The following is a 23488-nucleotide window of genomic DNA, read 5'->3' as shown; positions in this document are numbered from 1 at the left end:
CGTCTCGGGCTTGTGAAAATCTACTAATAAAATAGCTCAGCTCAGCGTAGAAAAAAGCGAATGTTTTCGATGCGCTCCTTCGATTTTGTCGATGGGCAACGCTGCTTTCCGCCTTGTACTTTTAACGCTAGCTTGCCTACCTCCCCCTTTTACGCCCATCTTTTTTTAACAATCTCCGCTAACAAAATAATTTCAGCACCTTGTCACTCATTACCTCGATGAAGAAGAGCAAGAAGTGTTTCCGTCAGCGGGCCACGGATTAAGGATGCAACAAAAGTCGTCGTTTGCAATGGATTACCAGTCTGAAATGCGACGGCAGCAGGCTGATTAACGCCCCATAATTAGCAAAAACTAAAAATGAAAACGCTTATACATCAATCCGTATAGGCGTTTTTTTATGGGTTAATTTTCATGTTCGCACCTGCGTTTTTCATGCTATCGACGTCCCCCCTTGTGATAACGCTTCATCATGTTAAAGGTACAACATTACAAAAAGCTGACGCTCCCTGCGCAAGGAAAACTTCATGCTTGGCCAATGGCTTGATTGGACGCTCGATGGCAAATATCCCATACCGCGGTTAGGCCGCTTTGCTAGCGGTACCTACCAACTGCATGCACCGGGAATTTTGGAGATAACTCCGAGTAACGTTCGCCCAGTTGCGCATGCCTGCGTGTTTTCAGCCGCGATACATGGCAACGAAACAGCACCGGTGGAATTACTGGGTAACTGGCTATCTGCCATTGAAGCTGGCACGGTGACGTTAGGTGCTCCAGTACTAGTGATTTTAGGTAACATCCCTGCCCTGAAGGCTCAGCAGCGCTTTATCACGACGAATCTTAACCGCTTATTTAACCGCGAACTTACCGAGACAGGTGAGGAGCCTGACCGGGCTCGCGAATTAATGTCAGCAATAGATGCCTTTTATGACCGCCATCAAGCGCTACCCAAACTCCACTACGATTTACACACAGCCATCCGCGGCAGCCTCTACACCCGCTTCGTCGTAGAACCCTACGCGGAAACCGTGATTGCCCCTGAACAGTGGCAATGGCTAGCGGCGGCGGATATGCAGGCAGTACTGCACCAGCACCAACACAGCTGGACATTCTCTCACTACAGCAAGCACTATCACGCAGCCCAAGCGTTTACTTTCGAACTGGGGCGTGTGGCTCCGTTTGGAAAAAACGATATGGCTGCGTTAGCGCCAATGCTAACGCTCATTTGCACTCTCAGCGCTGGGGAGGAGCCCCCCAAGAAACCTGCTCAAATGATGACATTTTTCCAAGTTAAGCATGAACTAATGCGCCAGGCAGAGGCCTTTAGCCTCTGTTTTGATGAAGACGTACCTAATTTTAGCCGTTTTGAGCCAGGCACCTGTCTAGCAAAGGACAGCGTGGCAGGTGATTTTATTGTCGGCGATACACCATTACATGTGGTATTTCCCAACTCACAAGTCGAGATTGGCGCACGGGCAGCGCTATTGGTTACGCCAACGCACGCTGCTTAGCTTTCCACACTATCACGCTGACCATGGCAAAAAATAAATTGTATTAACAACAATAACGTAGAGGTGATTCAAGTCCTGCGAATATGCTAAAAGACAGCTGCCTTCCCTATTTAGCATGTAAGGAAAGCGCGCAATATACGCAAGGCCTGATAGAATCGCCCCTTTTTTCGCGCCAGCCGCCAATCAAGCATATGTTTTAAACCTGTTGCTGCTGCGGCAACCCTGTACTGGAGCCTACATTATGGCCGTTACGCCTACCCCCCTAGAAGTGCGCAATATAAAAAAGCGCTTTGGCGATACAGAGGTACTCAAAGGCCTCTCACTCGAAGCTCAAAAGGGTGATGTCATCACTCTTATCGGTGCTTCTGGGTCAGGCAAGAGCACCTTCTTGCGCTGTATGAACCTGCTGGAACAGCCTGACGATGGCGAGCTTTTCGTCCACGGCGAACAAATACGCTTTAAAACTACCAAGCATGGTCGTGAACCCGCTGACTGGAAGCAAGTGGTACAAATGCGTGCCAAGCTGTCGATGGTCTTCCAAAGTTTTAATCTGTGGGCTCATTTGACGCTGCTTGAAAACATCATCGAAGCGCCTATTCATGTCTTGGGCAAACCCAAAAAAGAGGCGGTGGAGCAAGCTCACGCCCTGCTGGAGCGCGTTGGGTTAAGCGCACGTGCCAATGCTTACCCAGCACAAATGTCCGGTGGTCAACAACAACGAGGTGCCATTGCCCGAGCGCTGGCAATGGATCCTGAAGTAATGCTGTTTGACGAGCCTACATCAGCACTCGACCCAGAGCTTGTTGGCGATGTACTAAAGGTCATGCGTGACTTAGCCGATGAGGGCCGCACGATGGTGGTAGTGACCCACGAAATGAGCTTTGCCAGAGATGTATCCAGCAAAGTGATTTACCTGCACGAAGGTTTAGTGGAAGAAGCTGGTGCGCCTGCAGATGTACTCGGCAACCCGCAATCACCGCGCCTAAAGCAATTCCTAGCCCCCAAATACTGATCTGCGAGGCATACCATGCTTGATTTGCAAGGTTACGGCCCCCGCCTGATCGAAGGGGCGGGCGTCACACTTCAATTAGCAGTCCTGTCGCTTATTCTGGCGATTATACTGGGTCTACTCACCGCGACTGCCAAGATGTCGCGTAGCTGGCTGCTACACCGCACCGCAACGGTTTACACCACTGTCATTCGTGGCGTACCCGACTTAGTACTGATGATGCTGCTGTTTTTTGGCGGCCAGATCGGTTTCAATGCCCTCAGCGACGTACTCTACTACAACTATGACATTGATTTTTATATAAATTTCAATGCATTTGCAGCAGGTGTTCTTACCATTGGCTTTATCTTTGGTGCTTATATGGGAGAAACCTTCCGCGGTGCCTTTATGGCCGTTGATAACGGTCAGATCGAAGCAGGCAAAGCGTACGGAATGAGTAATATGCTGGTATTTCGACGCATCCGCTTTCCACAGATGATGCGCCATGCGCTCCCCGGCTTATCTAACAACTGGATGGTGCTGCTCAAAACCACTGCCCTAGTCTCGGTAATCGGCTTGACTGACATGGTGCGTGTAGCCGCAGAAGCATCCCGAGCCACTCATGAACCCTTCGCTTTCTTACTTCCTGTAGCGGCGGTTTATTTACTGATTGCCAGTGTATCCGAGTGGATTTTTGCGCGGCTACAAAAACGTTACGACATCGGCTTTGGGGGGCAGTGAAATGCTGGATATTTCTGCGTGGTTCAACGACCTGCTGGCTGGTAACCTAATTTTCACCCCTACCACCCTGGGCTATTACTGGGAAGGACTGGTGACCACTAGCCAGCTCGTCTTTCTTTCGCTGTTGGCAGGGTTAGTGCTCGCCGTACCGCTCGCTATTATGCGCAGCTCAAAGCGTAAGTGGATTAGTCTGCCAGTCTACTTTTACACCTATGTATTTCGTGGTACGCCACTTCTGATTCAGCTCTACATCATTTATTACGGTGTGGTGTTTATCGATGGCATTCAACAAACCTTCTTATGGCCGATTCTGAGAGAAGCGTTCTATCCGGCGCTGATTGCCTTCACGCTTAACACGGCCGCTTATACCACCGAGATTTTCCGCGGTGCTATCAAAGCCACAGCGAAAGGTGAAATTGAGGCGGCCCGCGCCTACGGTATGTCTCAAAGCCTAATGATGCGGCGTATTATTCTGCCCAGTGCCTTCCGACGTGCCCTGCCAGCCTATGGCAACGAGGTGATCTTTATGCTTCACGCCAGCGCGATTGCCAGCGTTGTGACACTGATGGATCTCACAGGCGCAGCTCGCTTTGTCTATGCCCGTTTCTACGCCCCCTTTGAAGCCTTCCTGTTTGTAGCAGCTATCTACCTCTGCCTGACATTTGCCATTTTGTATTTCTTCCGCTTCTTGGAGAAAAAGCTGTTAGCTCACTTAAGGCCACAAAACACCTAGCGACACTGTACTTAAGGAAAATTATACTTAGCGACAAAGCACCTAGCAAAAGTCGCCTAGCCACAACAATAAGGTTTGACTGACGACCGTCAAACAAACGTTGGTTCACAGTTAAGATAGCTCTTTTCGTTTGCGCCAACCTGGGGTACGTTAAAGAAGATAACTTCTGGTGAACCAGCTTCCTACGGAGTAAAAGAATGAAAAAATTACTAACAATGTCTGTGCTTGGCCTAGCAATCGCGGCAGCTTCTTCTGCCCAGGCGCGAGACTACGACCATGTACGTATTGGCGTCGACGTTCCTTACGAACCGATGGAGTACCGTACTGCCGATGGCGAGTTGACCGGTTTTGATATCGATTTAGGTAATGCGCTATGTGATCGCATCGGCGTTACCTGCGAGTGGGTTGAACAGGAGTGGGATGGTATTATTCCTGGCCTATTGTCCCGCAACTACGACGCTATCATGTCATCAATGACGATCAACGATGAGCGCCGCCAGCAGGTACTGTTCTCCGACCCCTACATCACTATGCCATCTGCTTGGTTCGCGCCCAGCACTCTGGATATTACCGAAGCCAATGAAGAAACCTTGGCGGGTAAAACGATTGGCGTTCAACGCGGTACGCTGCAAGACAACTTCGTCACTGACAACTTCAACAGCATTGCCAGCATCAGCCGCTACTCCACGGCGGACGACATGGTGCTAGATATGCAGGCACAGCGCTTGGATATCGTTTTCCTGGACTTCCCGATTGGCCAATCCACCCTGCTCAATAACGAAGACACTGACTACGTTGTCGTTGGTGAACAGGTCAGCGAACCTAAAGAGTACTTCGGAGACGGCTTTGGTATCGCCTTCCGCCAGCGTGACGAAGCACTGGCAGAGAGGTTCAACGACGCATTAGCTGAACTTCAAGACGACGGCACCTATGATGAAATTTTCGCCCGTTACTTCGGCGAAGAATAACGGCTAACGGCTCATTACACCCTCGGTCTCCGAGGGTGTTCTATAGATGCCACCAAAACAGCTAAACAATCAACAATATAAAGAGTACTGACGACCTCAATAAAGCAAGCCTCGCATTTACCTTTTAGTTCATCCGCGCTGAGCAAGCTATTTGAGGGCTCGTTTTAACAGGGAACTTTATGAAAAGTTTTATACTCATCTCTATCACCGCAGCATCTCTGGCCATTGGCCACGCTCAAGCGCGTGATAGCTACGACCACATACGTTTTGGTGTCGATGTTCCTTACGAGCCGATGGAGTACCGTACCCCCGAAGGTGAGCTTACGGGATTTGACATCGATCTCGGCAATGCCCTTTGCGAGCAAATGGAAGTCACCTGCGAATGGGTAGAACAGCAGTGGGATGGTATTATTCCTGGCCTGCTTGCGCGTAATTACGACGCCATCATGTCCTCGATGACGATCAACGAGGAGCGACGTGCCCAAGTGCTGTTCACAGACTCCTATTTAACGGTCCCCTCTGCTTGGTTCGGCCCCGTTGATATGGCACTTGAAGACGTGAACGAAGCGAACATCGATGGTCTGATCCTAGGTGTTCAGCGCGGCACACTGCAAGATAATTACGCGACTGACTTATATGGGGATATCGCCACCATTCGCCGTTACGCAAGCGTGGATGATATGCTGCTGGATATGGAAGCAGAACGCGTCGATATCGTCTTTGTGAATTACCCTGTTGGTAAAACGACGCTATTGGATAGCGAGCGCAGTGAGTACCGTGTGATCGGCGATATGATCAATGAGCCCTACAAGTACTTTGGTGATGGACTTGCCATTGCTCTTCGGCCACGTGATGAAGCCCTAGCCGAGCGTTTTAACAAAGCTATTGCTGCCGTAAAAGAAGATGGCACCTATGATCGTATTCACGAGCGTTACTTCGGTGAAGATTAAGCACTAGAAGTCTGTATGCCTCCCCACTGAGGGGAGGCTTATACCGCGAGAGGCAACTATGTATACACCTCTTTTTAAAGCGCCAATCCTATCGCCACCCCTGTGTGTGCTACGCCCAGGTAGCCACGGCGATATTGCTCAGTTCTACCTGAGCGAGTGGTTCGACGAATAGCCTTCCCCTCTTGGCACGCCCGTGCCATCTCACGCCCCTGCGCGTGATCCTTGCTGTGCGTTAATAATAACGCAAAGCAATTCTGCGCTTAGCGCCCCCCCATGCTTTAGCTAACGTAAATTGCCGCTAGGCATGTCACTACCCATACTTAAAAATGCTTCAGGAGACTACTATGCGTAATGCAACGCTACCCTTCGCCGCTATCTTAGCTGTTGGTTTTACAACCTCGTTGGTCACTACCAATGCGGTCGCTCGAGACTATGATGAAGTTCGTCTGGGCGTCGACATTCCCTACGAGCCCTTTATGTACCGTGAAGCTGACGGCACCCTTACCGGTTTTGAAATCGAACTGGGCGACGCCGTTTGCGCCTACCTAGACATTAGCTGCACCTGGGTCGAGCAGGACTGGGACGGCATTATCCCTGGCCTTCTCGCCCGTAACTACGACGCCATTATGTCGTCTATGGCGATCACCGATGAGCGGGCTCAACGCGTGCTGTTTTCAGAGCCCTATTACACAACACCTAGCGCCTGGATCACCACCCATGAGCACGACATCGACATTGAAGACCGAGCCAGTCTCGAAGGTCTAACAGTCGGTGTTCAGCGGGCGACGCTGCAGGATAACTACGTCACTGAACTCTACGGCGATGTGCTAGAAATTCGCCGCTACACTGGCGTCGACGACGTCGTCACTGACCTGCTTGCTGGGCGTTTGGATCTCACCTTTATGGATTATCCAATTGCTGAGGCCGCTATTGAAATTGATACGCCTGAAAGCCAGTTTCAACGCATCAGCGATTTCATCAAAGAGCCTGAGCATATCTTTGGTAAAGGGGTAGGCGTCGCATTTCGTCCGCGGGATGAAGCCCTGGCAGAGCGGTTCAATGAAGCATTGAGCGCACTGAAAGAAGATGGCACCTATGATGAAATCATGAACCGCTACTTCAACTACGATGTTCGTTTATAAGTCCGACTAAGTATTGTCTAGCCTATAAGCACGATCTCTGCGCCGGCCAATGGCCGGCGCACATCTTACACCTGTTGCCCCTTGGGAAGCACATGCTGACTCTTGTTAAAAATGCCCAGCTTTTCACACCAGAACCCCGTGGGCTATGCCACTTGCTAATCGCTGACCAGCGAATTGCGGCAGTAATAGACGCCTCCGAAGCGTTGAACCTGGGGTCATTAATTACCACCGTAGACCTTGAAGGACGACGGGTCATCCCTGGCTTAGTCGATCCGTTGGTTCACTATATCGGTGGTGGCGGTGAAGGTGGTTTTGGTAATCGAACGGCAGAACTAAGCCTGCAAGATGCCTGTGCCTCTGGCGTCACGACACTGATTGGCGCTCTAGGCACCGATGCACTGACTCGCACACCGGCTAATTTAATTGGTAAAGCCCGAGAGCTCGCTGCTGGCGGCTTAACCGCTTACGCCTATACAGGCTCTTATCAACTGCCACCGGTAACGCTCACGGGCTCCATCGCCAGCGATATTCTCTATATTCCGGAGTTTATTGGTGTGGGCGAAGTCGCCATTAGCGATCACCGAGGTTCTCAACCGACGACCCAGGAGCTAACGCGGCTCGCCTCAGATGCCCGTACTGCAGGCTTGTTGGCAGGAAAATCAGGGATTGTCTTTATCCACACCGGCGATACCGACTCTCACTTAGAACCGCTGCGTGAGGTTGCTAAACACAGCGCTATCCCGTTATCACAGTTCTACCCTACCCATATCAACCGCACCGCCGCGTTGTTTGAAGATGGCCTGCGCTTTGCTCGCGAAGGCGGCCTGATCGACTTTACTACCAGTACGACGCCAGAATTATTAGCTGGCGGCGAAGTCCCAGCATCAGAAGCCGTCGCCAGAGCACTTAAAGCACGCATTGACCCTAGCCAAATCAGCCTATCCTCAGATGCCAACGCCTCACTGCCAGAATTTGACGACCAACGGCGCTTTGTGGGCCTTAAGCCCGGTAGATTGAGTAGCTTATTCGAGGTACTAGGCGAGTGTATCAATGAACACAGTATCAGCATTGAGCATGCCTTAAGATGCGCATCGACGACTGCTGCCGATACACTAAAGTTGCCTCGCAAAGGGCGCCTAGTACCTGGTGCTGACGCCGATTTTATCGTTCTTTCTGAAGAGCACTGGGCGATTGATCAAGTATGGGCGTTAGGTCACCCTGTTTACGACATGGAACGTCGTGTTGAAGGACGCGGCTAACATGTTTCACTGAAGACACGTCAACATGCACCGAACTTGCTCAGCCAAACTGGGTCTCTAACCCAGTAAGTAAAAACTCACAAGGAAGTACCATGGCTGAACAAACCACTGCGCAGGCATTCACCGCAACAGACACTTCTCATGACGTACGTCCTTCTTCACACTGGACAGCATGGGGACAATGGCTAGCACTATTGACCATGACGGTGGACCACCTAACGCGCTATGTGCTGCCAACCGGGTGGGATTTAGGCTGGGCAGGTTCTTCCATCGGCCGCATTGCGTTTCCGTTGTTTGCGGCCATGGTGGCTTGGCACGGACTGTTTAACACACGCAACCCGCTGCGCTATGCATGGCGTATTTTAATTATCGGCCTGGCAGCGCAAATCCCTTACATGATGATGCCGCGCGCCTCAGATGCCTTTATTCTCAATGTTTGCTTTACGCTGGCCAGTGGTTTGGCGATAGGTACTTTAGTGCGCCAAGGCTGGCAGCACTACCAACAGCAAACCATTGGTTTCGGATGGCTAATGCTCGGCGCTGGGGTAGGCGTCACACTGTGGTATCTGCTGGGGTTCTGGGTGGAATACGGCCATAACGGTTTGCTACTAATTCCGCTATTAATGTTCGCCATGCAGGCATTGAACGAAACTCGCGACGCGCTAAAATCTCGTTTGTGGGCAGGTTTAGCCGCCTTCCCAGTGCTATGGATCGCAGGTCAGATGAATGCCTCCGATATGGCAAAATCGTTCACGGTAGGCACCTGCATAGTTGTACTCGTGCTTGCAGCAGGGGCTGCTCAGCGCGTTCCGCCTGTGGTACTGGCCATGCCGCGCCGCCTATGGCTTGCTTGGTATCCGGGGCACTTTGCTTTAATCGCACTATGGCTGCTGCTTAGCGGTCAGCTGGCGAGATAACCAATCAAAAAGCCGCCCTATTGGGGCGGCTTTTCGGCAGTGCGGTCATTACAGCGAGCTTTCGAAACTCCACGCCACTGGCGGCGCATCAGGTAGCAGTGCCTGACAAGCACGCACTTTTTCAAGCAACTCAGCATGCGTGTCAGCGATAACATTGACATGCGCGAGCTTACGCCCTGCTCGCTCTTCTTTGTCATAGCGGTGCATGTGAGTATTGCCAATCGCCAGCATCGCGGCATTGTCGCCTTCCTGACCAATGACGTTCACCATGCAGGTGGGCGCAATGGCTTGAGTGCTGCCAAGCGGAAGGCCTTGTACAGCGCGCAGATGGTTTTCAAACTGGCTGGTGGCCGCGCCATCCATGGTCCAGTGGCCAGAATTGTGTACCCGTGGAGCCATCTCATTAGCCAGCAAGCTGCCATCACGCGTTTGAAAGAGTTCCAACGCCATCACGCCCACGTAATCCAGTTCATCCAACAGCATGCGAATGTAGCTGTCGGCTGTCTCTTGAACGCTGGCAGCTAAATCCGGCAGCGGCGCAACGGAGTAGCGTAAAATGCCGCCCACGTGCTGGTTTTCCGCCATGGGATAAAACACCACACTCCCATCGCGGCCGCGTACGGCAATCATCGAGACTTCCCGCACAAAATCGACAAACGCTTCAACGATCAACTGGGGATGGCCAATACTGTTCCACGCCTCTTTGGCCTGTTCCGGCGCTTTGAGTACCGCTTGGCCTTTACCGTCATAGCCCTCAGTCACCGATTTAGCGACAACGGGGCAGCCCAGTTCATTAGCGGCCGCCTCAAGCTGTTCAGCGCTCTCAACAATACGATAAGCAGGCGTGGGAATGCCTAAGCGGTCAAATAACGCTTTCTCTTCGACACGGTTTTGGCAAACCGCAATCGCTCGGCTTCCTGGGTAAACCGGCTTGTGCTGCTCAATTTGCTCAACCAGCGCTACGGGCAAGTGCTCAAACTCATAGGTCACTACATCGACCTTATCGAGAAATTCCGCCAAGTGCTGGTTATTGGGGTCGACAATCACATCGCCAATACCCGCGCTTGGGTTGCCCGTCGTGTCTAGAAACGTGAAGCGATTACCTAGCGGGTAGCCCGCCAGCGCCAACATGCGGCCTAACTGGCCCGCACCTAACACACCGATGTTTTTTGAGATGCCAGAGCTCATTACCAGGACTCCTTAGTTCGCTTCCGCATCGGGGCGCGGGTCTGGGTTATCCAGCACCATTTGGGTTTGCTCTGCGCGGAAAGCCTCGACCGCCTCACGCACGGCGGTGTCCTGTAAACCGACAATTTGTGCTGCCAACAAGCCTGCATTGGTCGCGCCTGCTTTACCAATCGCCAGCGTTCCAACAGCAATGCCGCCAGGCATCTGGGCAATTGAAAGCAGCGAGTCCAGACCTTTAAGCGCTTTGGATTCCACCGGCACACCCAACACTGGCAGCGCCGTTTGGGAGGCCACCATGCCCGGCAAATGAGCGGCACCGCCAGCGCCTGCCACAATCACTTGCAGGCCACGTTCAGCAGCGCTTTTAGCGTAATCGAACAGCAAGTCAGGAGTGCGATGAGCGGAGACAACGCGAGTTTCATAAGGAACGCCCAGCCGCTCTAACATCGCCACCGCGTGTTCCATGACGGGCCAATCAGATTTCGACCCCATGATCACGCCCACTTTGGGTGCGCTGTTCGACATGTAAAACTCCTCGGCCTAAGGCCTACGAAAGCAATAAAGCGTTTAACGAGCCGCCTGCCACAGACGGCTCACCAGGAAATTAGAAGGCGCATAGTTTACCAGAGCTAGTCGCATTGAGCGCGTTTGTAAATAGATCGAAATTTTAATCAAAGTAGCATTGAAAAGCGCGCGAGTTGGCGGCATTGTGTGCTTGTCATTTCAGACTGATGGAGTCCCATGAGTACGGCATACTCAACTGCTCACGCAGAAACGCTAGATCCTCCGCGAAGCAGCCCTGACCTCGATGTCAGGGATTTAGAAAAACGTACGCGCCTTATGCGTATTATTACCCGTCTGATCGCCGTATCAGATCTGGGAAGCCGCGAAATCGCCCGCCGGGCGGGGCTTCCAGTGCAAAAGATCAGCGACCTGCTCGCCGGAAGGTTAGAGCACCTGGATGTTGATGAACTCAACGTCTTGCGTCGCACGTTAGAGCTGGAGACGCCATAGCAACAGCCGCTGAACGTGATCTCACTTCCTCAGTATTGTGTTCTCACAATATCCGCCCCACTCACTGGGGCGGCATCATTATCCTACCTAGCGCCATCACCGCCAGCATTGCGACACACTTTAATCAGTCACAGCACCGGTACTGGCAGAACTGACCAACTTGGCATACTTCGCTAGCACACCTTTACGATAACGCGGTTCTGGCTGCTTCCAAGCGGCACGGCGGCGCATCATTTCCTCATCGCTGATGTCCACCTCAATGGTGTCGGCTTCTGCATCAATGGTAATGGCATCGCCATCCTGAACCAGCGCCAGCGGGCCACCATCGAAGGCTTCCGGTGATACGTGCCCGACAACAAAGCCATGGCTGCCGCCAGAGAAACGCCCATCGGTAATCAACGCCACATCATTTCCCAGGCCGCGCCCCATAATCGCAGACGTTGGCGTAAGCATTTCGCGCATGCCAGGGCCGCCTTTCGGGCCTTCATAACGAATCACCACGACATCGCCCGCCACCACGGTGCCATCGTTAATGCGCGCCTGGGCCTCTTCTTCAGAGCCAAACACCCGAGCGGAACCGCTAAAACGCGTACCTTCCTTGCCGGTAATTTTGGCCACGGCACCTTCCGGTGCTAGGTTGCCAAACAGAATACGCAGATGGCTTTCGGCTTTAAGCGGGTTACCCAGCGGCGCAATAATCTGCTGATCCATGGGATACGGTTCAACATCTGCTAAGTTTTCGGCCAGCGTTTTCCCCGTCACCGTTAAGCAGTCGCCGTGCAGTAGCCCAGCATCCAACAGAATTTTCATCAGCGGCTGAATTCCGCCAATCGCCACCAACTCGCTCATCATATAGTGGCCACTGGGGCGAAGGTCGGCGAGAACCGGCACGCGCTTGCCAATCTCAGTGAAGTCAGAAAGCGCCAGTTCAACACCAATGGTGCGCGCCATGCCAATCAAGTGCAGCACCGCGTTAGTAGAACCACCCAGCGCAATTACCACGGTAATCGCATTCTCAAATGCTTCGCGGGTCATGATGTCAGAAGGCTTGATGTCACTGGCCAGCAGTGCCAGCACGGCCTCACCTGCCGCTTTACAGTCATCGCGCTTGTCTTGGGAAATAGCATTCTGCGCCGAGCTACCCGGCAGGCTCATACCCAGTGCTTCAATGGCAGATGCCATGGTGTTGGCGGTGTACATACCGCCACAGGAACCCGGGCCAGGGATGGCGGTTTCTTCGATGTTTTTGAGCTCGATCAGATCAATATCACCACGGGAGTGCGCACCCATCGCCTCAAATACCGACACGATATCGGTATGGCCCTTGCCGGGCATAATGGTGCCGCCATACACAAACACGCTGGGGCGATTCAGCCGCGCCAAGCCCATCACGCAACCCGGCATATTTTTATCGCAACCGCCGATAGCCACCAGCCCATCAAAGCCTTCACAACCCGCTACGGTTTCAATGGAATCGGCGATCACTTCGCGGGAAACCAGCGAGTACTTCATGCCTTCGGTGCCGTTGGCGATACCATCGGAAATAGTGATGGTATTAAAGATTACCCCTTTACCACCCGCCTCGTCGGCACCGTCACGGGCGAACTCTGCCAACTCACCAATATGGCTATTGCACGGGGTCACCATGCTCCAGGTAGACGCAACGCCCACCTGAGGCTTGGTAAAGTCATCATCGTTAAACCCCACCGCCCGCAACATCGCGCGGCTGGCCGCCTTGCCAGGGCCGTCCACCACCTGGGCTGAATGGCGGCGGGTATTGTTAGTAGGCTCGGTCATAGGGAGTTCCTCTTTGCTTGACTCACATCGCTTTACGCACGGTATCCGCATAGCTTGGCGGTGGCCTGTCTCTCGTGCAAGGCAAAATATCAGTCAGGGGATAACGTGAATAAATTTTGCGCCCCTCTACCAATTTCCGCCTCGCTACCAATTAAGTGAGCTCATGTGCTCCTCTATTTTGGCGACGAACTCGCGTACATAAATCGTCTGCATTGAAGTACTCGGGGTCAACACGCCAATGTCACGATGAATGGTGGGTTCGGCAACCTCTCGAAACACCAAACCAGGAATGCCCAGCACATCAACAGCGGAGCGCGGCACTACCGCCAAGCCATCACCACTCTGCACCGTCATTACTGCCCCAAGCATCGAACGAACTTGGTGAAACCAATTAAGCTGGATGGCCTCATCTTCAAGAGCACGTTGGATTTTCAGCCAATTGCCACTCTGCTGGATATTCGATGCCATTGGATAGTCGCGCAAATCCCGCCAGCGCAGCGCATCACATTTAGCCACCGGGTGCTTCTGATGACAGACGACTCCCAATGCCTCACGAGCTAACGAATTGAACTGCACATTGGGATTGGAGGCTGTGTACATACCGATACCTAGATCTAGCGTACCTCTCGCCACTTCTTCGACTAATTCGATAGCGTTCATGTCCAATACCCTGAGAGCGACGAACGGGTAGCGCTTAAGGAACTCGTCCAGAACCGGCGGAATCAGCTTCATACCCAGCGATGGCAAACAGCCAATGCGTATCAGTTCACGTCGGTCTGAAGAAGCTCCGCGCAGACTCGCCAAACTCTCTTCGGTGTCGATGACAATCTTACGAGCCCGCTCAAGAAAATTGCGCCCTGCCGCGGTTAGATGAACCTGACGTGTTGTTCGGGTGAACAGCATCACGCCAATCATCTCCTCTAGCTTGTGAATGCGTCGACTCAAGGCCGGCTGGGTAATATTGAGTTGATCAGCCGCCGCATGAAAGGAACTGAGGTCGGCCACCATAACGAAAGCCTGAAGATCGGAGATTCGCAGCATTGATGCCTTTTTGTTATCAATAATGGATATTATTCAATTTATAATATCAAGAAAGCTGTGCCAATCTTTATCAGTACCACTATCAGTACCACCCCTAAAAAAACAACACCCCAACGAGGTAATCTGCGATGCATACGAAACGTTTTCCACTGCTCGTCCTCACCGCTGCAATGCTAGTGGGGGCCTCATCCACCTCCCAGGCACAGGAAACCCATGAGTGGACGCTCGTCTCACCGCTAACGCCCGCAATTTCCTATATGGCGCTTTATCAGGAGCTTGCCAACAACATCAGCGAGCGTAGCGACGGTCGCCTGAAAATCAACTTTCTCTCCTATGGCCAGCACCCCTTCAGCGGTGCAGAAATCCTGTCAGCTGTGCGGGATGGTGTCGTCCAAATGGGCAATACTGCCGATGTCTATGTAAGCTCAATGGAGCCTTCCATTGCCTTTCTCGGGCTGCCCTTTCTGTTCGATAACCTGGAACAGGCCAAAGCGGCTTACGCCGAGTTAGAGGATCCTTATTACCGGCAAATCTTTGCCGACAAGTACAACGCTGAGCTAACGACCGGCTTCGTTATCAGTGGCTCAGCGATCCATGCCAACCGGCCACTCAACAGTATTGAGGCAATGCAGGGTCAAAAGATCCGTGTTTTTGGGCATGAAAGCGGCGAGATGATCCGCCTTCTCGGTGGCGAACCCAGCACCGTGGCCTTCGGCGAGCTCTACACGTCGTTACAGCGGGGTACCATCGATGGTGCTCTAACCGGCATGGACGGTGCCCGCGCTGCTCGTGTTTATGAAGTAGTCGATAACAACACCTGGTGGAACTGGTCTTATCCGGTGGAATTCACCTTTGTGAACCAAGACGCCATGGAAGCACTTCCCGAGGATCTCCAAGAGATCGTTCGTGAGGAAGCAAGCCTGATCAATGAGCGAATTCAGACCGACCGAGACATTGGCACAATGCGCATCCTCATTGATTCCATCGAACAGTATGGCATCACCGTAAGCGGACTAGATGTCGATACGCTGGAAGAATTTCGCACACGCACCCAACCAATCCGCGATGAGTGGCTAGAGGAGACCGGAGAGCTCGGACAACAAGCATTTTCAATCTATGAGCAAGGCCTACAGTAGGCGACCCTAGGAGGGCTAAAGTAATGCACTTTATCCGCGCCTTACGGAGGATCGACACCCTGCTCGACAGGGTGTCTCGCCTGACCTCAGGCATTGGTCGTGAGCTGGCCGTTATCGCCATCATACTGATGATGTTGCTAGTCAGTGTGAATACACTGGCCCGAGCACTCCCCTTTACCAGTAGTCTCTTCTTTGTCGAGGAGTACGTAGGCTATCTGTTCGTTGCTCTGTCCTTTATGGGCTTAGCCGATACCTTTCGAACCAAGGGCCACATCCGCGTCGAGCTGCTGATTCAGCGACTCCCTAACCAGGCAGCCGCCCTTCTTGAATTCGTGGTCACCCTAGTGGCCATTGGCATCATCGTTATTCTCGCTTGGCATGCCATGGAACTCTTCACCAAAAGCTTAAGCAGTGGCGAGCGTGCTCAAACAATGACTCGCACCCCACTATGGGTTCCACGCCTATTTCTCGTGCCTGGCTATGCCTTACTGCTAATCGAACTGATGGCCCATCTCAGTCGTAGCATCCTGCGGCTGCTGCCCAGCACTACCACCACGCTTGCCAAGGGAGGCTAGCATGGAACTCACCTTCTTCAACTTATCCCTTGCCTTGGCAATATTGGCACTGGTGCTGCTCAGCGGCATCTGGATATCGATCGGCCTGGCAGGACTGGGATTGGCACTGCTCTACTTCTTTCTTCCCGCCAGTCTCTTCCGTATTGTCGAGACCATTCAATATGAAGTCGTCAATGATTTTGTTTTAGCGGCGATTCCCTTGTTTATCTTCATGGGTAGCTTACTGCTCAAGGGGAATATTGCGACCAAGATCTACCAGGGGCTGTCCCCCTTGATGTCACGGCTGCCGGGCGGTTTGGTACAGACCAATATCACATCTTGTGCAATTTTTGGTGCCTGCTCGGGTTCAAGCCTGGCTGGAGCCGCCACCATGGGAACTCTGGCTGTTAATGAATTAAGAGACAGGGGGTACGACCGAAGCCTGATTTACGGCTCGCTCGCGGCGGGTGGCACGCTGGCCACCATGATTCCCCCCAGCATTCTCTTCATCCTTTACGGTAGCTTCGCCGGGCAATCCATCAGCACCCTTTTCATCGCTGGCCTGGTCCCTGCTTTGATCCTCGTGCTCGCCTTTATGGCCTACGTAGCGCTTCTCTCATTACGCCACCCACCGAAAAATACTGACCGCGACAAGCTACCCTGGAGGCAAACCCTGGCAGCGATGAAATTGCTCATTGCTCCACTTACCCTGATCGGGGCAGTGCTGGGTTCTATCTATACTGGCTTTGCCACGCCCACCGAATCGGCAGCAGTCGGCTCCATGGGCGCACTATTGATCCTCGCCCTGGAACGACGACTAAGCCTGGGCACAATCCATGAAGCAGCAGTGATGTCGATTCGCACCACCTGCATGATCGCTCTGATGATGATCGGCGCCCATATCATCTCGACCGCACTGTCCTTCATGATGGTGCCTCAACAGATCAGTCAAATGATCCTCGCGTTAGAAATGGAGCCTTGGCACATTGCCTTGATCGTCGGTCTGCTGTTCATTGCGTTGGGCTGTCTGATCGAAGGCACGAGCATGTTCTTTTTGACCTTCCCGATCATCTATCCGCTGATGATGAGCCTTGGTTTTGACCCTATCTGGTTCGGGGTAATGATGGCGCTGTTCATCGAAATGAGCCTAATCACTCCCCCAGTAGGCCTCAACCTTTTTATCATCAACCAGGTCGCTGGCGAGAGGGGCATGTCGCGCACCATTCGAGGCTCTCTTCCCTTCTTCTTCATCATGGTACTGGTGATGTGTTTACTCATCGCTTTCCCAGGCATCGTGCTCTTCCTACCCAACCTACTGTGACGCCACACATCACTACACAAACAACGAAAGGAACTGCCTTATGAAGATCGCCATCGCCGGGTTTCATATCGAATCAGTTAGCTTCCTGCCGAACACTGTCCACTACGCCGATTTCGAAGAAGGGGTTCTGCGTGGAGCAAAGGTTGTCACAGGACTCACCGATACCAACACGGTTATCGGAGGCTTCCTTGAGATTTGTCAGGCACGCGGCGCAACAACAGTCCCATTGGTTTACGCCTACCTGGGTGCGCTGGGAAGAGTCGCGGATGACGTAGTAGAACGCTACACAGCGGAAATCTGTAAGGGACTAGCCGACATTGATGATCTAGATGGGGTGCTGCTCCATCTGCACGGCGCGGCCTGGGCGCCCGGTTACGAAGACCCAGAGCGTTTTATCATCGAATCAGTACGCCGTACTGTCGGTGAAAGAGTGCGGATTATGGTGGGTTTCGACTACCACGGCAATCTAGATGCCGACAGCATCCGCGCCTGCGACGCTGCCTTCGCCTATCAAAAATCACCGCATACCGATATGGGCGAGACCGGCCGGCGCACTGCGAACTGCATGACCCTCACACTTCAGGGCAAGCTCTCGCCCACCTGCCGTCTGGTCAAGCCCGGCGTCCTGACGCCCAGCATTTTCAGTGCCACCCAGTTAAATCCACTAGCCAAAATTCTTGCCGAGGCACGACGCCTAGAACATGAGTCGGATAGCTATCTCGATATTTCTATTATGGCGGGGTTCTCCTATGCCGATGCCACCAATACTGGCTTCTCGGTCATGACAGTCACCGATGCCAACGCCGAGCGCGCCAACACCATTGCCACCTCACTGTGCGAACGTATCTGGCAAGACCGCCATGAGCTCTACAGACCCGAGCATATCTATAGCCTCGACGAGGCAGTCAACCATGCCTTGGAAACAGCCCCCCGGGTTAGCAAGCCGATTGTGCTGCTGGAACATGCCGATCGAATGAGTGACTCTACCTACCTGCTCGATGCCTTGATCCGCCGTAATGCTCAGCGTACGGCAGTGCCTTTCCTGTGGGACCCTCAAGCAGCTGAGATGGCCGCTGCCGCCGGTGTGGGTGCGACCACTACATTGACCCTGGGAGCGCATAGTTCACGTCGGGCAGGCCCTCGCCTGACGGTAGAATGTGAGGTGCTGCAGGCCGAACCCAAGAGCTACTATATCTCCGGCGCCATGCTCCAGGGCAGCTACGTCAACCTTGGGCTATCAGCACTGCTACGCATTGGCGATATCCTTGTCAGTGTGATCAGCCGTCCAGCCTTCGGCGTCGATGAGGATGCCTTTACCGTCTTTGATCAGAATCCGCGGGATTACGACATCATCGTGCTGCGCTCAAAGACCCACTTCCGCCAGGTCTATCAAGATCTGGCAGAAGAGATTCTGATCGTAGACACGCCAGATTACGGGCCAGCCGACCTAACGACACTGCCTTATGAACGTTTGGACACTCGAAGCGTGTATCCTTTCGTGGAGCACCCAACCATCTCTGTCAAGACGGAGAACTGATGAGCCGCAAACTTGAAGTCAGCCTTGCACAACTGGATTTCGCCCCTCTGGCACCGATAGGTAATGGCGAGCAGTTGATCGAAACCGCCACCTCTGAAGCCAAAAATGGTGCTGGACTAATCGTCTTTCCAGAGCTGTGTAACACTGGTTATGTGGAGCCTTTGGCGCCTGGAGAGGGGTTCCCTTCAGGCGCCGCATCCCATACTGAGTATGCCAAGCAGCTGTATAACGCTGCTGCCAATCACGATGGTGCGTTAATCAAGACGCTATCGGCTGTCTGCGCCCACTACGACTGTCATATCGTGGTAGGGCTCGCTCTGCGCTCAGCCACTCAATCCGGCAAACTTTATAATGCCTCCTTACTACTGGGCCCCGGAGGCATTCAGGCTTGTTACGCCAAGACCCATCTATGGCATAACGAAAAGCTCTACTTCACACCGGGCCGCAGCATGCCAGTCTGCGATATCCCAGCAGCCCGCATCGGCATGCAAGTCTGCTATGACATTCGCTTTCCTGAGGTTACTCGTTGCCTAGCCCTTGGCGGAGCCGAAGTGGTAACGAATATCTGGGCATCATTTCGCCACGCCAACGTGCCCCTTGAAGACCCCGACACCTTCCGCCATCGTGCCTACACCCGAGCGCAAGAGAACGGGCTCTTCTTTGTTAGTTGCAACCGAGTTGGACGGCACGGCGGGATGCAGTTTATGGGGCGCAGCTTAGTAGCGCGCCCCGATGGCAGCACCCTCGCTGCCCTGGATCACGAACAGACAGGCATTTTACGCGCCAGCCTGGCGTTAGATGAAATCGCTGAATACAGAATGGCCACCGGCATCCTGAATGATCGTCGACCAGAGCTTTATAGCGCGATAGCCGATGTTGCTAAATAGGCTAGCTCCACAGCAACACTAAGCAACCAAGCAACCAAGCAACCAAGCAACCAAGCAACCAAGCAACCAAGCAACGACTTCAATGCTATAGCTTAGACTCGGGCAGGAGACATCGAGGCAGTTAAGCTTCAAAACTTAACTTATGGCACCATAGCGCTATTCCCAATGCCTAATGCCGCGAAGGAACACCACCGCATGTCTGCCAATTCACACTGCTCACCAACACCGTTCTCGCCAGCGTCTCTCACCCCTGGCTTTATGGTGGTGCATGCTAACCGCCTGGAAGACTTGCGCGGGCTGGCGGTGCAGTGGATGCGCTTGCACCCATTGGGTCCGTTGGAAAACGAGACCATTCTGGTACAGAGCAACGGCATTGGGCAGTGGTTAAAGCTGGCACTGGCGGAAGACCCGGAAAATGGCGGCGCAGGCATCGCCGCCGCACTGGATGTCATGCTGCCTGCGCGGTTTCTATGGCAGGCCTACCGCACGGTGCTCACCTATGTTGATCAAGATGGCGACGCGGTACCTGAGACCTCGCCGTTTGATAAATCGCGCCTAGTGTGGCGGCTGCTGCGCCTGCTGCCCACGCTAGCGGGGCAGGAAGTGTTCGCGCCGCTGGCACAGTTCTTGGAAGTCGACCGCGACCAGCGCAAACACTACCAACTGGCCGAGCGGCTGGCAGACCTATTCGACCAGTATCAGGTCTACCGCGCTGACTGGCTGGATGCCTGGGCCAACGGTGATGACGTGCTGATTACTGCTCGGGGCGAACCCCGCCCACTGGAAGAGCACCAGCGCTGGCAGCCTGCGCTATGGCGCATACTGCGCGAAGACGTCGCCGTCACCCAAGGCGATGCAGGTCTTAACAGCAGCCGCGCCCAGGTGCATCGGCGCTTTTTGAAAGCGACTGAGCAGCTGGAAGGCCAACCCTGCCCGCGCGGCCTGCCCCGGCGGCTGATTATTTTTGGTATTTCATCGCTGCCCCAACAAACCCTGGAAGCCCTGGCGGCGCTCTCGCGCTGCTCCCAGATCGTGCTGTGTGTGCATAACCCCTGCCAGTTCTACTGGGCAGATATCATCGAACACAAGGATTTACTGCGCGCCAACCGCTATCGCCAGCGGCGCAAAACCGGCATGCCCGAAGCGCTAGATGTGCTGGGCACTGGCGACGCCGACGATGCCCTGCATCTGCACGCTCAGCCGCTGCTCGCCGCCTGGGGCAAGCAGGGCCGCGACTACCTGCGCCTGCTGGATGAGCATGACGATTCGGGCAACTACCAAACCTTGTTTGAGCAGCAGGCGCTGCGTATTGATATGTTCGAGCCGTTTAACGGCGTTGATCGCGACTGCCTGCTCAGCCAACTGCAGGATGATATTCGCGAACTTCGCCCCGTGGCGGAAACCCAAACCCACTGGCCCGCGCTAAACTCGGCAGATGACTCCATGGTGTTTCATATTGCCCATGGTCCTCAGCGGGAAGTTGAGATTCTCCACGACCAGTTGCTGGCCGCCTTCAGTGCCGACCCTGACCTGCGCCCGCGGGATATCATCGTCATGGTGCCAGATATCGACCGCTACGCGCCGCATATCGCCGCAGTGTTTGGCCAGCTACAAAATGACGACCCGCGGCATATCCCCTATACGCTTTCCGACCAAGCCAGTCGCCACCGCCTGCCTCTAATGATTGCCCTGGAAAAGCTGCTGCGCCTGCCAGAGCTGCGCCTTTCGGTCAGCGACTTGCTGGATCTGCTCGATGTGCCCGCTCTGCGCCAGCGCTTTGGGCTTGAAGAGCGCGACCTGCCGGTGCTAGAGCGCTGGATGGAAGGCGCAGGCATCCGCTGGGGCCTGAATGCCAAACAGCGCCAGACTCTCGAACTTCCTGGCGGGCTAAGCCAAAACACCTGGGCGTTTGGTCTGCGCCGCTTGCTGCTGGGCTACACCGTGGGCGAAGGCCACGCATGGCAAGGAATCGAGCCGTTTGACGATATCGGCGGGCTGGAAGCGGGCCTTGCCGGGCCGTTAGCCACCTTATTGGAAAAGCTCGAAGAGACCTGGGAAACCTTCTGCCAGCCTACCGATGCCGCTAACTGGGTAGCGCGGCTACGCACGCTGCTGGAAACCTTCTTCCTGACCGACGACGCCCAAGAAAGCGTGATGCTCACCAAGCTGGAAAACGGCCTGCAGCAAATGCTGGAAAGCAGCGAGGAAGCTCAATTAAACGACCCGCTGCCGCTCTCCATGGTGCGCGAACACTGGCTGGCACAGATTGATGAACACAGCCTTTCCCAGCGCTTTCTAGCAGGTGCGGTTAACTTCGCCACGCTAATGCCCATGCGCGCCATTCCGTTTAAGCGCGTGTGCCTGTTAGGCATGAACGACGGTGAATACCCCCGCTCCCAGCCACCGTTAGATTTTGACCTAATGGGCAGTGACTACCGCCCCGGTGACCGCTCCCGCCGGGAAGACGACCGCTACCTGTTTTTGGAAGCGCTGCTCTCCGCCCGCGACCAGCTCTATATAAGCTGGGTCGGCAGAAGCCAAATCGACAACACCCCGCTACCACCTTCGGTACTGGTCGGCCAGCTGCGTGACCACCTAGAAGCAGGCTGGCAGATCGAGAGCGGCACGCCGCTGCTGGAAGCGCTGACCACCGAGCACCCGCTGCAGCCGTTTAGCCGCGCTTATTTTGATGCAACCACTCAACCGAAACGACTATTTACCTATGTTCATGAATGGCGCGAGGTACACGCACCGCGCACGCCTCAAGCTGCCCAATCCACACTTCCCCCACCGGAAAACACCCCGACTAGCCTGACGCTTGGCCAATTGGGCCAATTCCTGCGCGAGCCAGTACGTGCCTTCTTCAATACCCGACTGGGGGTGTATTTCGAGCAGGAAGCGATTGCCGAGTTGGACGAAGAACCGTTCGCCCTGGATGGCCTGCAAAACTGGCAGCTGCAAGACCAACTGATCGCCGCCCAGCGCTACGCCATTGATCGAGGCGAGCCGCGTATCGAAGCCCTTCACGCAGCCCTTGAACGCTTCCAGGGCCAAGGCGTATTGGCCATGGGAGCCTTTGGCGAGCGCATGCGTGACGCCTTAGCAGAACCCATGGAAGCGCTGTTCAACGATTATGAACAAGCCCTGGGCGCTTGGCCGGTTGCGCTAGATGATCCAGAAGCCATTCACCTGGAAGGCAGTAACGGTATTACGTTGGAAGATTGGCTGGGCGAGCTACGCCAGGATGATGCTGGCAACCGCTGCCGCCTGTTATTGCTTAGCAGCAGCCTGATCAAGAACAGCAAGTACCAATGGCATCTGCTGCTACGCCACTGGGTTGCCCACTTGGCAGGCAATCTCAGCGGCCCGATGACCACCCAACTGCTCTCCAAAGCGGGCAACATCACCCTGGAACCTATCGCTGCCGACACCGCCCGCGCGCACCTGGAAACCCAGCTAAGCGCTTGGCAACACGGCCTGGAAGTGCCGCTTCCGCTGGCTCCCCAGGCCGCCTTTGTGTGGCTGACAAAACTGGGTACACCTGACATTGCCATTGAAAAAGGCAGAGAAAGCGACGCCTACGCCGCGGCCGAAAAAGTCTATGAGAGCGGATTTAAAACCACCGGCGAAGTCGAGCAAAGCCCTTATCTCGGCCACCAATGGCCCCGCTTCGAGCGGCTATTTTTCGACCGCCTCGAAGCATCTGATGATGGCCAGACACACACCTTCGCCACGCTGACGGAAGCGCTTTATGCGCCGCTGTTCAAGACCGTGAAAAAGCCCGATATCGGCAAAACCCGCTAAAGT

General features: G+C 54.1%; 20 protein-coding genes. 16 read left to right on the top strand and 4 right to left on the bottom strand.

Going from position 1 to position 23488, the window contains the following annotated elements; all coding sequences use genetic code 11:
- Nucleotides 1-524: 524 nt before the first annotated feature.
- The 9 genes from HZS79_RS15725 (at nucleotide 525) to HZS79_RS15685 (ending at nucleotide 9206) form a co-directional block, all read left to right on the top strand.
- Nucleotides 525-1508, top strand: coding sequence for a succinylglutamate desuccinylase (locus HZS79_RS15725; RefSeq protein ID WP_162218866.1), 984 nt, complete (start codon nucleotides 525-527; stop codon nucleotides 1506-1508).
- 241 nt (nucleotides 1509-1749) lie between these two features.
- Nucleotides 1750-2520: an ABC transporter ATP-binding protein gene (locus tag HZS79_RS15720; protein WP_162218865.1), complete on the top strand. Its 771-nt coding sequence runs from the start codon at nucleotides 1750-1752 to the stop codon at nucleotides 2518-2520.
- Nucleotides 2521-2535: 15 nt separating this feature from the next.
- A complete protein-coding gene (locus HZS79_RS15715) occupies nucleotides 2536-3237 on the top strand; it encodes an ABC transporter permease (RefSeq protein WP_162218864.1) in 702 nt (233 codons plus the stop codon).
- Nucleotide 3238: 1 nt separating this feature from the next.
- Nucleotides 3239-3970: an ABC transporter permease gene (locus HZS79_RS15710; protein ID WP_162218863.1), complete on the top strand. Its 732-nt coding sequence runs from the start codon at nucleotides 3239-3241 to the stop codon at nucleotides 3968-3970.
- 197 nt (nucleotides 3971-4167) lie between these two features.
- On the top strand, nucleotides 4168-4938 hold the full coding sequence (locus HZS79_RS15705; RefSeq protein ID WP_179928342.1) for a transporter substrate-binding domain-containing protein: 771 nt from the start codon (nucleotides 4168-4170) through the stop codon (nucleotides 4936-4938).
- A gap of 179 nt (nucleotides 4939-5117) precedes the next feature.
- A complete protein-coding gene (locus HZS79_RS15700) occupies nucleotides 5118-5888 on the top strand; it encodes a transporter substrate-binding domain-containing protein (protein WP_162218861.1) in 771 nt (256 codons plus the stop codon).
- 344 nt (nucleotides 5889-6232) lie between these two features.
- Nucleotides 6233-7030, top strand: a complete 798-nt coding sequence (locus HZS79_RS15695; protein ID WP_162218860.1) for a transporter substrate-binding domain-containing protein — start codon at nucleotides 6233-6235, stop codon at nucleotides 7028-7030.
- A gap of 92 nt (nucleotides 7031-7122) precedes the next feature.
- Nucleotides 7123-8289: a beta-aspartyl-peptidase gene (gene iadA / locus HZS79_RS15690; RefSeq protein WP_179928341.1), complete on the top strand. Its 1167-nt coding sequence runs from the start codon at nucleotides 7123-7125 to the stop codon at nucleotides 8287-8289.
- A 92-nt stretch (nucleotides 8290-8381) separates the two neighbouring features.
- Nucleotides 8382-9206, top strand: coding sequence for a TraX family protein (locus tag HZS79_RS15685; protein WP_162218858.1), 825 nt, complete (start codon nucleotides 8382-8384; stop codon nucleotides 9204-9206).
- A gap of 48 nt (nucleotides 9207-9254) precedes the next feature.
- Here the strand turns inward: HZS79_RS15685 and HZS79_RS15680 are convergent, their stop codons facing one another.
- Nucleotides 9255-10394, bottom strand: coding sequence for a 5-(carboxyamino)imidazole ribonucleotide synthase (locus HZS79_RS15680; RefSeq protein ID WP_162218857.1), 1140 nt, complete (start codon nucleotides 10392-10394; stop codon nucleotides 9255-9257).
- Between the two features lie 12 nt (nucleotides 10395-10406).
- Nucleotides 10407-10919: a 5-(carboxyamino)imidazole ribonucleotide mutase gene (gene purE, locus HZS79_RS15675; protein WP_162218856.1), complete on the bottom strand. Its 513-nt coding sequence runs from the start codon at nucleotides 10917-10919 to the stop codon at nucleotides 10407-10409.
- 216 nt (nucleotides 10920-11135) lie between these two features.
- Here purE and HZS79_RS15670 point away from each other — a divergent pair, with 216 nt between their 5' ends.
- Entirely contained in the window at nucleotides 11136-11408 is a 273-nt protein-coding gene (locus tag HZS79_RS15670; protein WP_038477068.1) for an XRE family transcriptional regulator, read from the top strand.
- Between the two features lie 120 nt (nucleotides 11409-11528).
- On the opposite strand, the gene ilvD is transcribed toward HZS79_RS15670, so the two are convergent.
- Both ilvD and HZS79_RS15660 read right to left on the bottom strand, forming a co-directional pair.
- A complete protein-coding gene (gene ilvD, locus HZS79_RS15665; protein WP_179928340.1) occupies nucleotides 11529-13205 on the bottom strand; it encodes a dihydroxy-acid dehydratase in 1677 nt (558 codons plus the stop codon).
- 144 nt (nucleotides 13206-13349) lie between these two features.
- Nucleotides 13350-14246 carry a LysR family transcriptional regulator gene (locus HZS79_RS15660; protein WP_179928339.1) on the bottom strand — a complete coding sequence of 299 codons (897 nt, stop codon included), beginning with the start codon at nucleotides 14244-14246 and terminating at the stop codon, nucleotides 13350-13352.
- Nucleotides 14247-14374: 128 nt separating this feature from the next.
- On the opposite strand from HZS79_RS15660, the gene HZS79_RS15655 reads away from it, so the two are divergent.
- The 6 genes from HZS79_RS15655 to recC all read left to right on the top strand — a co-directional run bounded on the left by HZS79_RS15655 (nucleotide 14375) and on the right by recC (nucleotide 23485).
- Entirely contained in the window at nucleotides 14375-15382 is a 1008-nt protein-coding gene (locus tag HZS79_RS15655) for a TRAP transporter substrate-binding protein (RefSeq protein ID WP_179928338.1), read from the top strand.
- Between the two features lie 23 nt (nucleotides 15383-15405).
- Nucleotides 15406-15957 (top strand): TRAP transporter small permease subunit, encoded by a 552-nt coding sequence (locus HZS79_RS15650; RefSeq protein ID WP_179928337.1) that lies wholly within the window; start codon nucleotides 15406-15408, stop codon nucleotides 15955-15957.
- A gap of 1 nt (nucleotide 15958) precedes the next feature.
- Nucleotides 15959-17257 (top strand): TRAP transporter large permease, encoded by a 1299-nt coding sequence (locus HZS79_RS15645; protein WP_179928336.1) that lies wholly within the window; start codon nucleotides 15959-15961, stop codon nucleotides 17255-17257.
- Between the two features lie 40 nt (nucleotides 17258-17297).
- Nucleotides 17298-18794, top strand: coding sequence for a M81 family metallopeptidase (locus tag HZS79_RS15640; protein ID WP_179928335.1), 1497 nt, complete (start codon nucleotides 17298-17300; stop codon nucleotides 18792-18794).
- Nucleotides 18794-19681, top strand: coding sequence for a carbon-nitrogen hydrolase family protein (locus HZS79_RS15635; RefSeq protein ID WP_179928334.1), 888 nt, complete (start codon nucleotides 18794-18796; stop codon nucleotides 19679-19681). Before HZS79_RS15640 ends, HZS79_RS15635 begins: the two co-directional genes overlap by 1 nt.
- Nucleotides 19682-19876: 195 nt before the next feature.
- On the top strand, nucleotides 19877-23485 hold the full coding sequence (gene recC / locus HZS79_RS15630) for an exodeoxyribonuclease V subunit gamma (protein ID WP_179928333.1): 3609 nt from the start codon (nucleotides 19877-19879) through the stop codon (nucleotides 23483-23485).
- Nucleotides 23486-23488 lie beyond the last annotated feature (3 nt).

It is taken from the genome of Vreelandella zhaodongensis (genome assembly GCF_013415115.1).
GTDB classification, from domain to species: domain Bacteria; phylum Pseudomonadota; class Gammaproteobacteria; order Pseudomonadales; family Halomonadaceae; genus Vreelandella; species Vreelandella zhaodongensis.
Note: the sequence above shows the minus strand (reverse complement) of the source record. Positions and strands in the feature narration are given on the sequence as shown.

Excerpts from the sequence above, each read along its gene's own strand:
- HZS79_RS15725 (WP_162218866.1), top strand. The coding sequence starts at position 525 with ATGCTTGGCCAATGGCTTGATTGGACGCTCGATGGCAAATATCCCATA.
- HZS79_RS15720 (WP_162218865.1), top strand. The coding sequence starts at position 1,750 with ATGGCCGTTACGCCTACCCCCCTAGAAGTGCGCAATATAAAAAAGCGC.
- HZS79_RS15715 (WP_162218864.1), top strand. The coding sequence starts at position 2,536 with ATGCTTGATTTGCAAGGTTACGGCCCCCGCCTGATCGAAGGGGCGGGC.
- HZS79_RS15710 (WP_162218863.1), top strand. The coding sequence starts at position 3,239 with ATGCTGGATATTTCTGCGTGGTTCAACGACCTGCTGGCTGGTAACCTA.
- HZS79_RS15705 (WP_179928342.1), top strand. The coding sequence starts at position 4,168 with ATGAAAAAATTACTAACAATGTCTGTGCTTGGCCTAGCAATCGCGGCA.
- HZS79_RS15700 (WP_162218861.1), top strand. The coding sequence starts at position 5,118 with ATGAAAAGTTTTATACTCATCTCTATCACCGCAGCATCTCTGGCCATT.
- HZS79_RS15695 (WP_162218860.1), top strand. The coding sequence starts at position 6,233 with ATGCGTAATGCAACGCTACCCTTCGCCGCTATCTTAGCTGTTGGTTTT.
- iadA (WP_179928341.1), top strand. The coding sequence starts at position 7,123 with ATGCTGACTCTTGTTAAAAATGCCCAGCTTTTCACACCAGAACCCCGT.
- HZS79_RS15685 (WP_162218858.1), top strand. The coding sequence starts at position 8,382 with ATGGCTGAACAAACCACTGCGCAGGCATTCACCGCAACAGACACTTCT.
- HZS79_RS15680 (WP_162218857.1), bottom strand. The coding sequence starts at position 10,394 with ATGAGCTCTGGCATCTCAAAAAACATCGGTGTGTTAGGTGCGGGCCAG.
- purE (WP_162218856.1), bottom strand. The coding sequence starts at position 10,919 with ATGTCGAACAGCGCACCCAAAGTGGGCGTGATCATGGGGTCGAAATCT.
- HZS79_RS15670 (WP_038477068.1), top strand. The coding sequence starts at position 11,136 with ATGAGTACGGCATACTCAACTGCTCACGCAGAAACGCTAGATCCTCCG.
- ilvD (WP_179928340.1), bottom strand. The coding sequence starts at position 13,205 with ATGACCGAGCCTACTAACAATACCCGCCGCCATTCAGCCCAGGTGGTG.
- HZS79_RS15660 (WP_179928339.1), bottom strand. The coding sequence starts at position 14,246 with ATGCTGCGAATCTCCGATCTTCAGGCTTTCGTTATGGTGGCCGACCTC.
- HZS79_RS15655 (WP_179928338.1), top strand. The coding sequence starts at position 14,375 with ATGCATACGAAACGTTTTCCACTGCTCGTCCTCACCGCTGCAATGCTA.
- HZS79_RS15650 (WP_179928337.1), top strand. The coding sequence starts at position 15,406 with ATGCACTTTATCCGCGCCTTACGGAGGATCGACACCCTGCTCGACAGG.
- HZS79_RS15645 (WP_179928336.1), top strand. The coding sequence starts at position 15,959 with ATGGAACTCACCTTCTTCAACTTATCCCTTGCCTTGGCAATATTGGCA.
- HZS79_RS15640 (WP_179928335.1), top strand. The coding sequence starts at position 17,298 with ATGAAGATCGCCATCGCCGGGTTTCATATCGAATCAGTTAGCTTCCTG.
- HZS79_RS15635 (WP_179928334.1), top strand. The coding sequence starts at position 18,794 with ATGAGCCGCAAACTTGAAGTCAGCCTTGCACAACTGGATTTCGCCCCT.
- recC (WP_179928333.1), top strand. The coding sequence starts at position 19,877 with ATGTCTGCCAATTCACACTGCTCACCAACACCGTTCTCGCCAGCGTCT.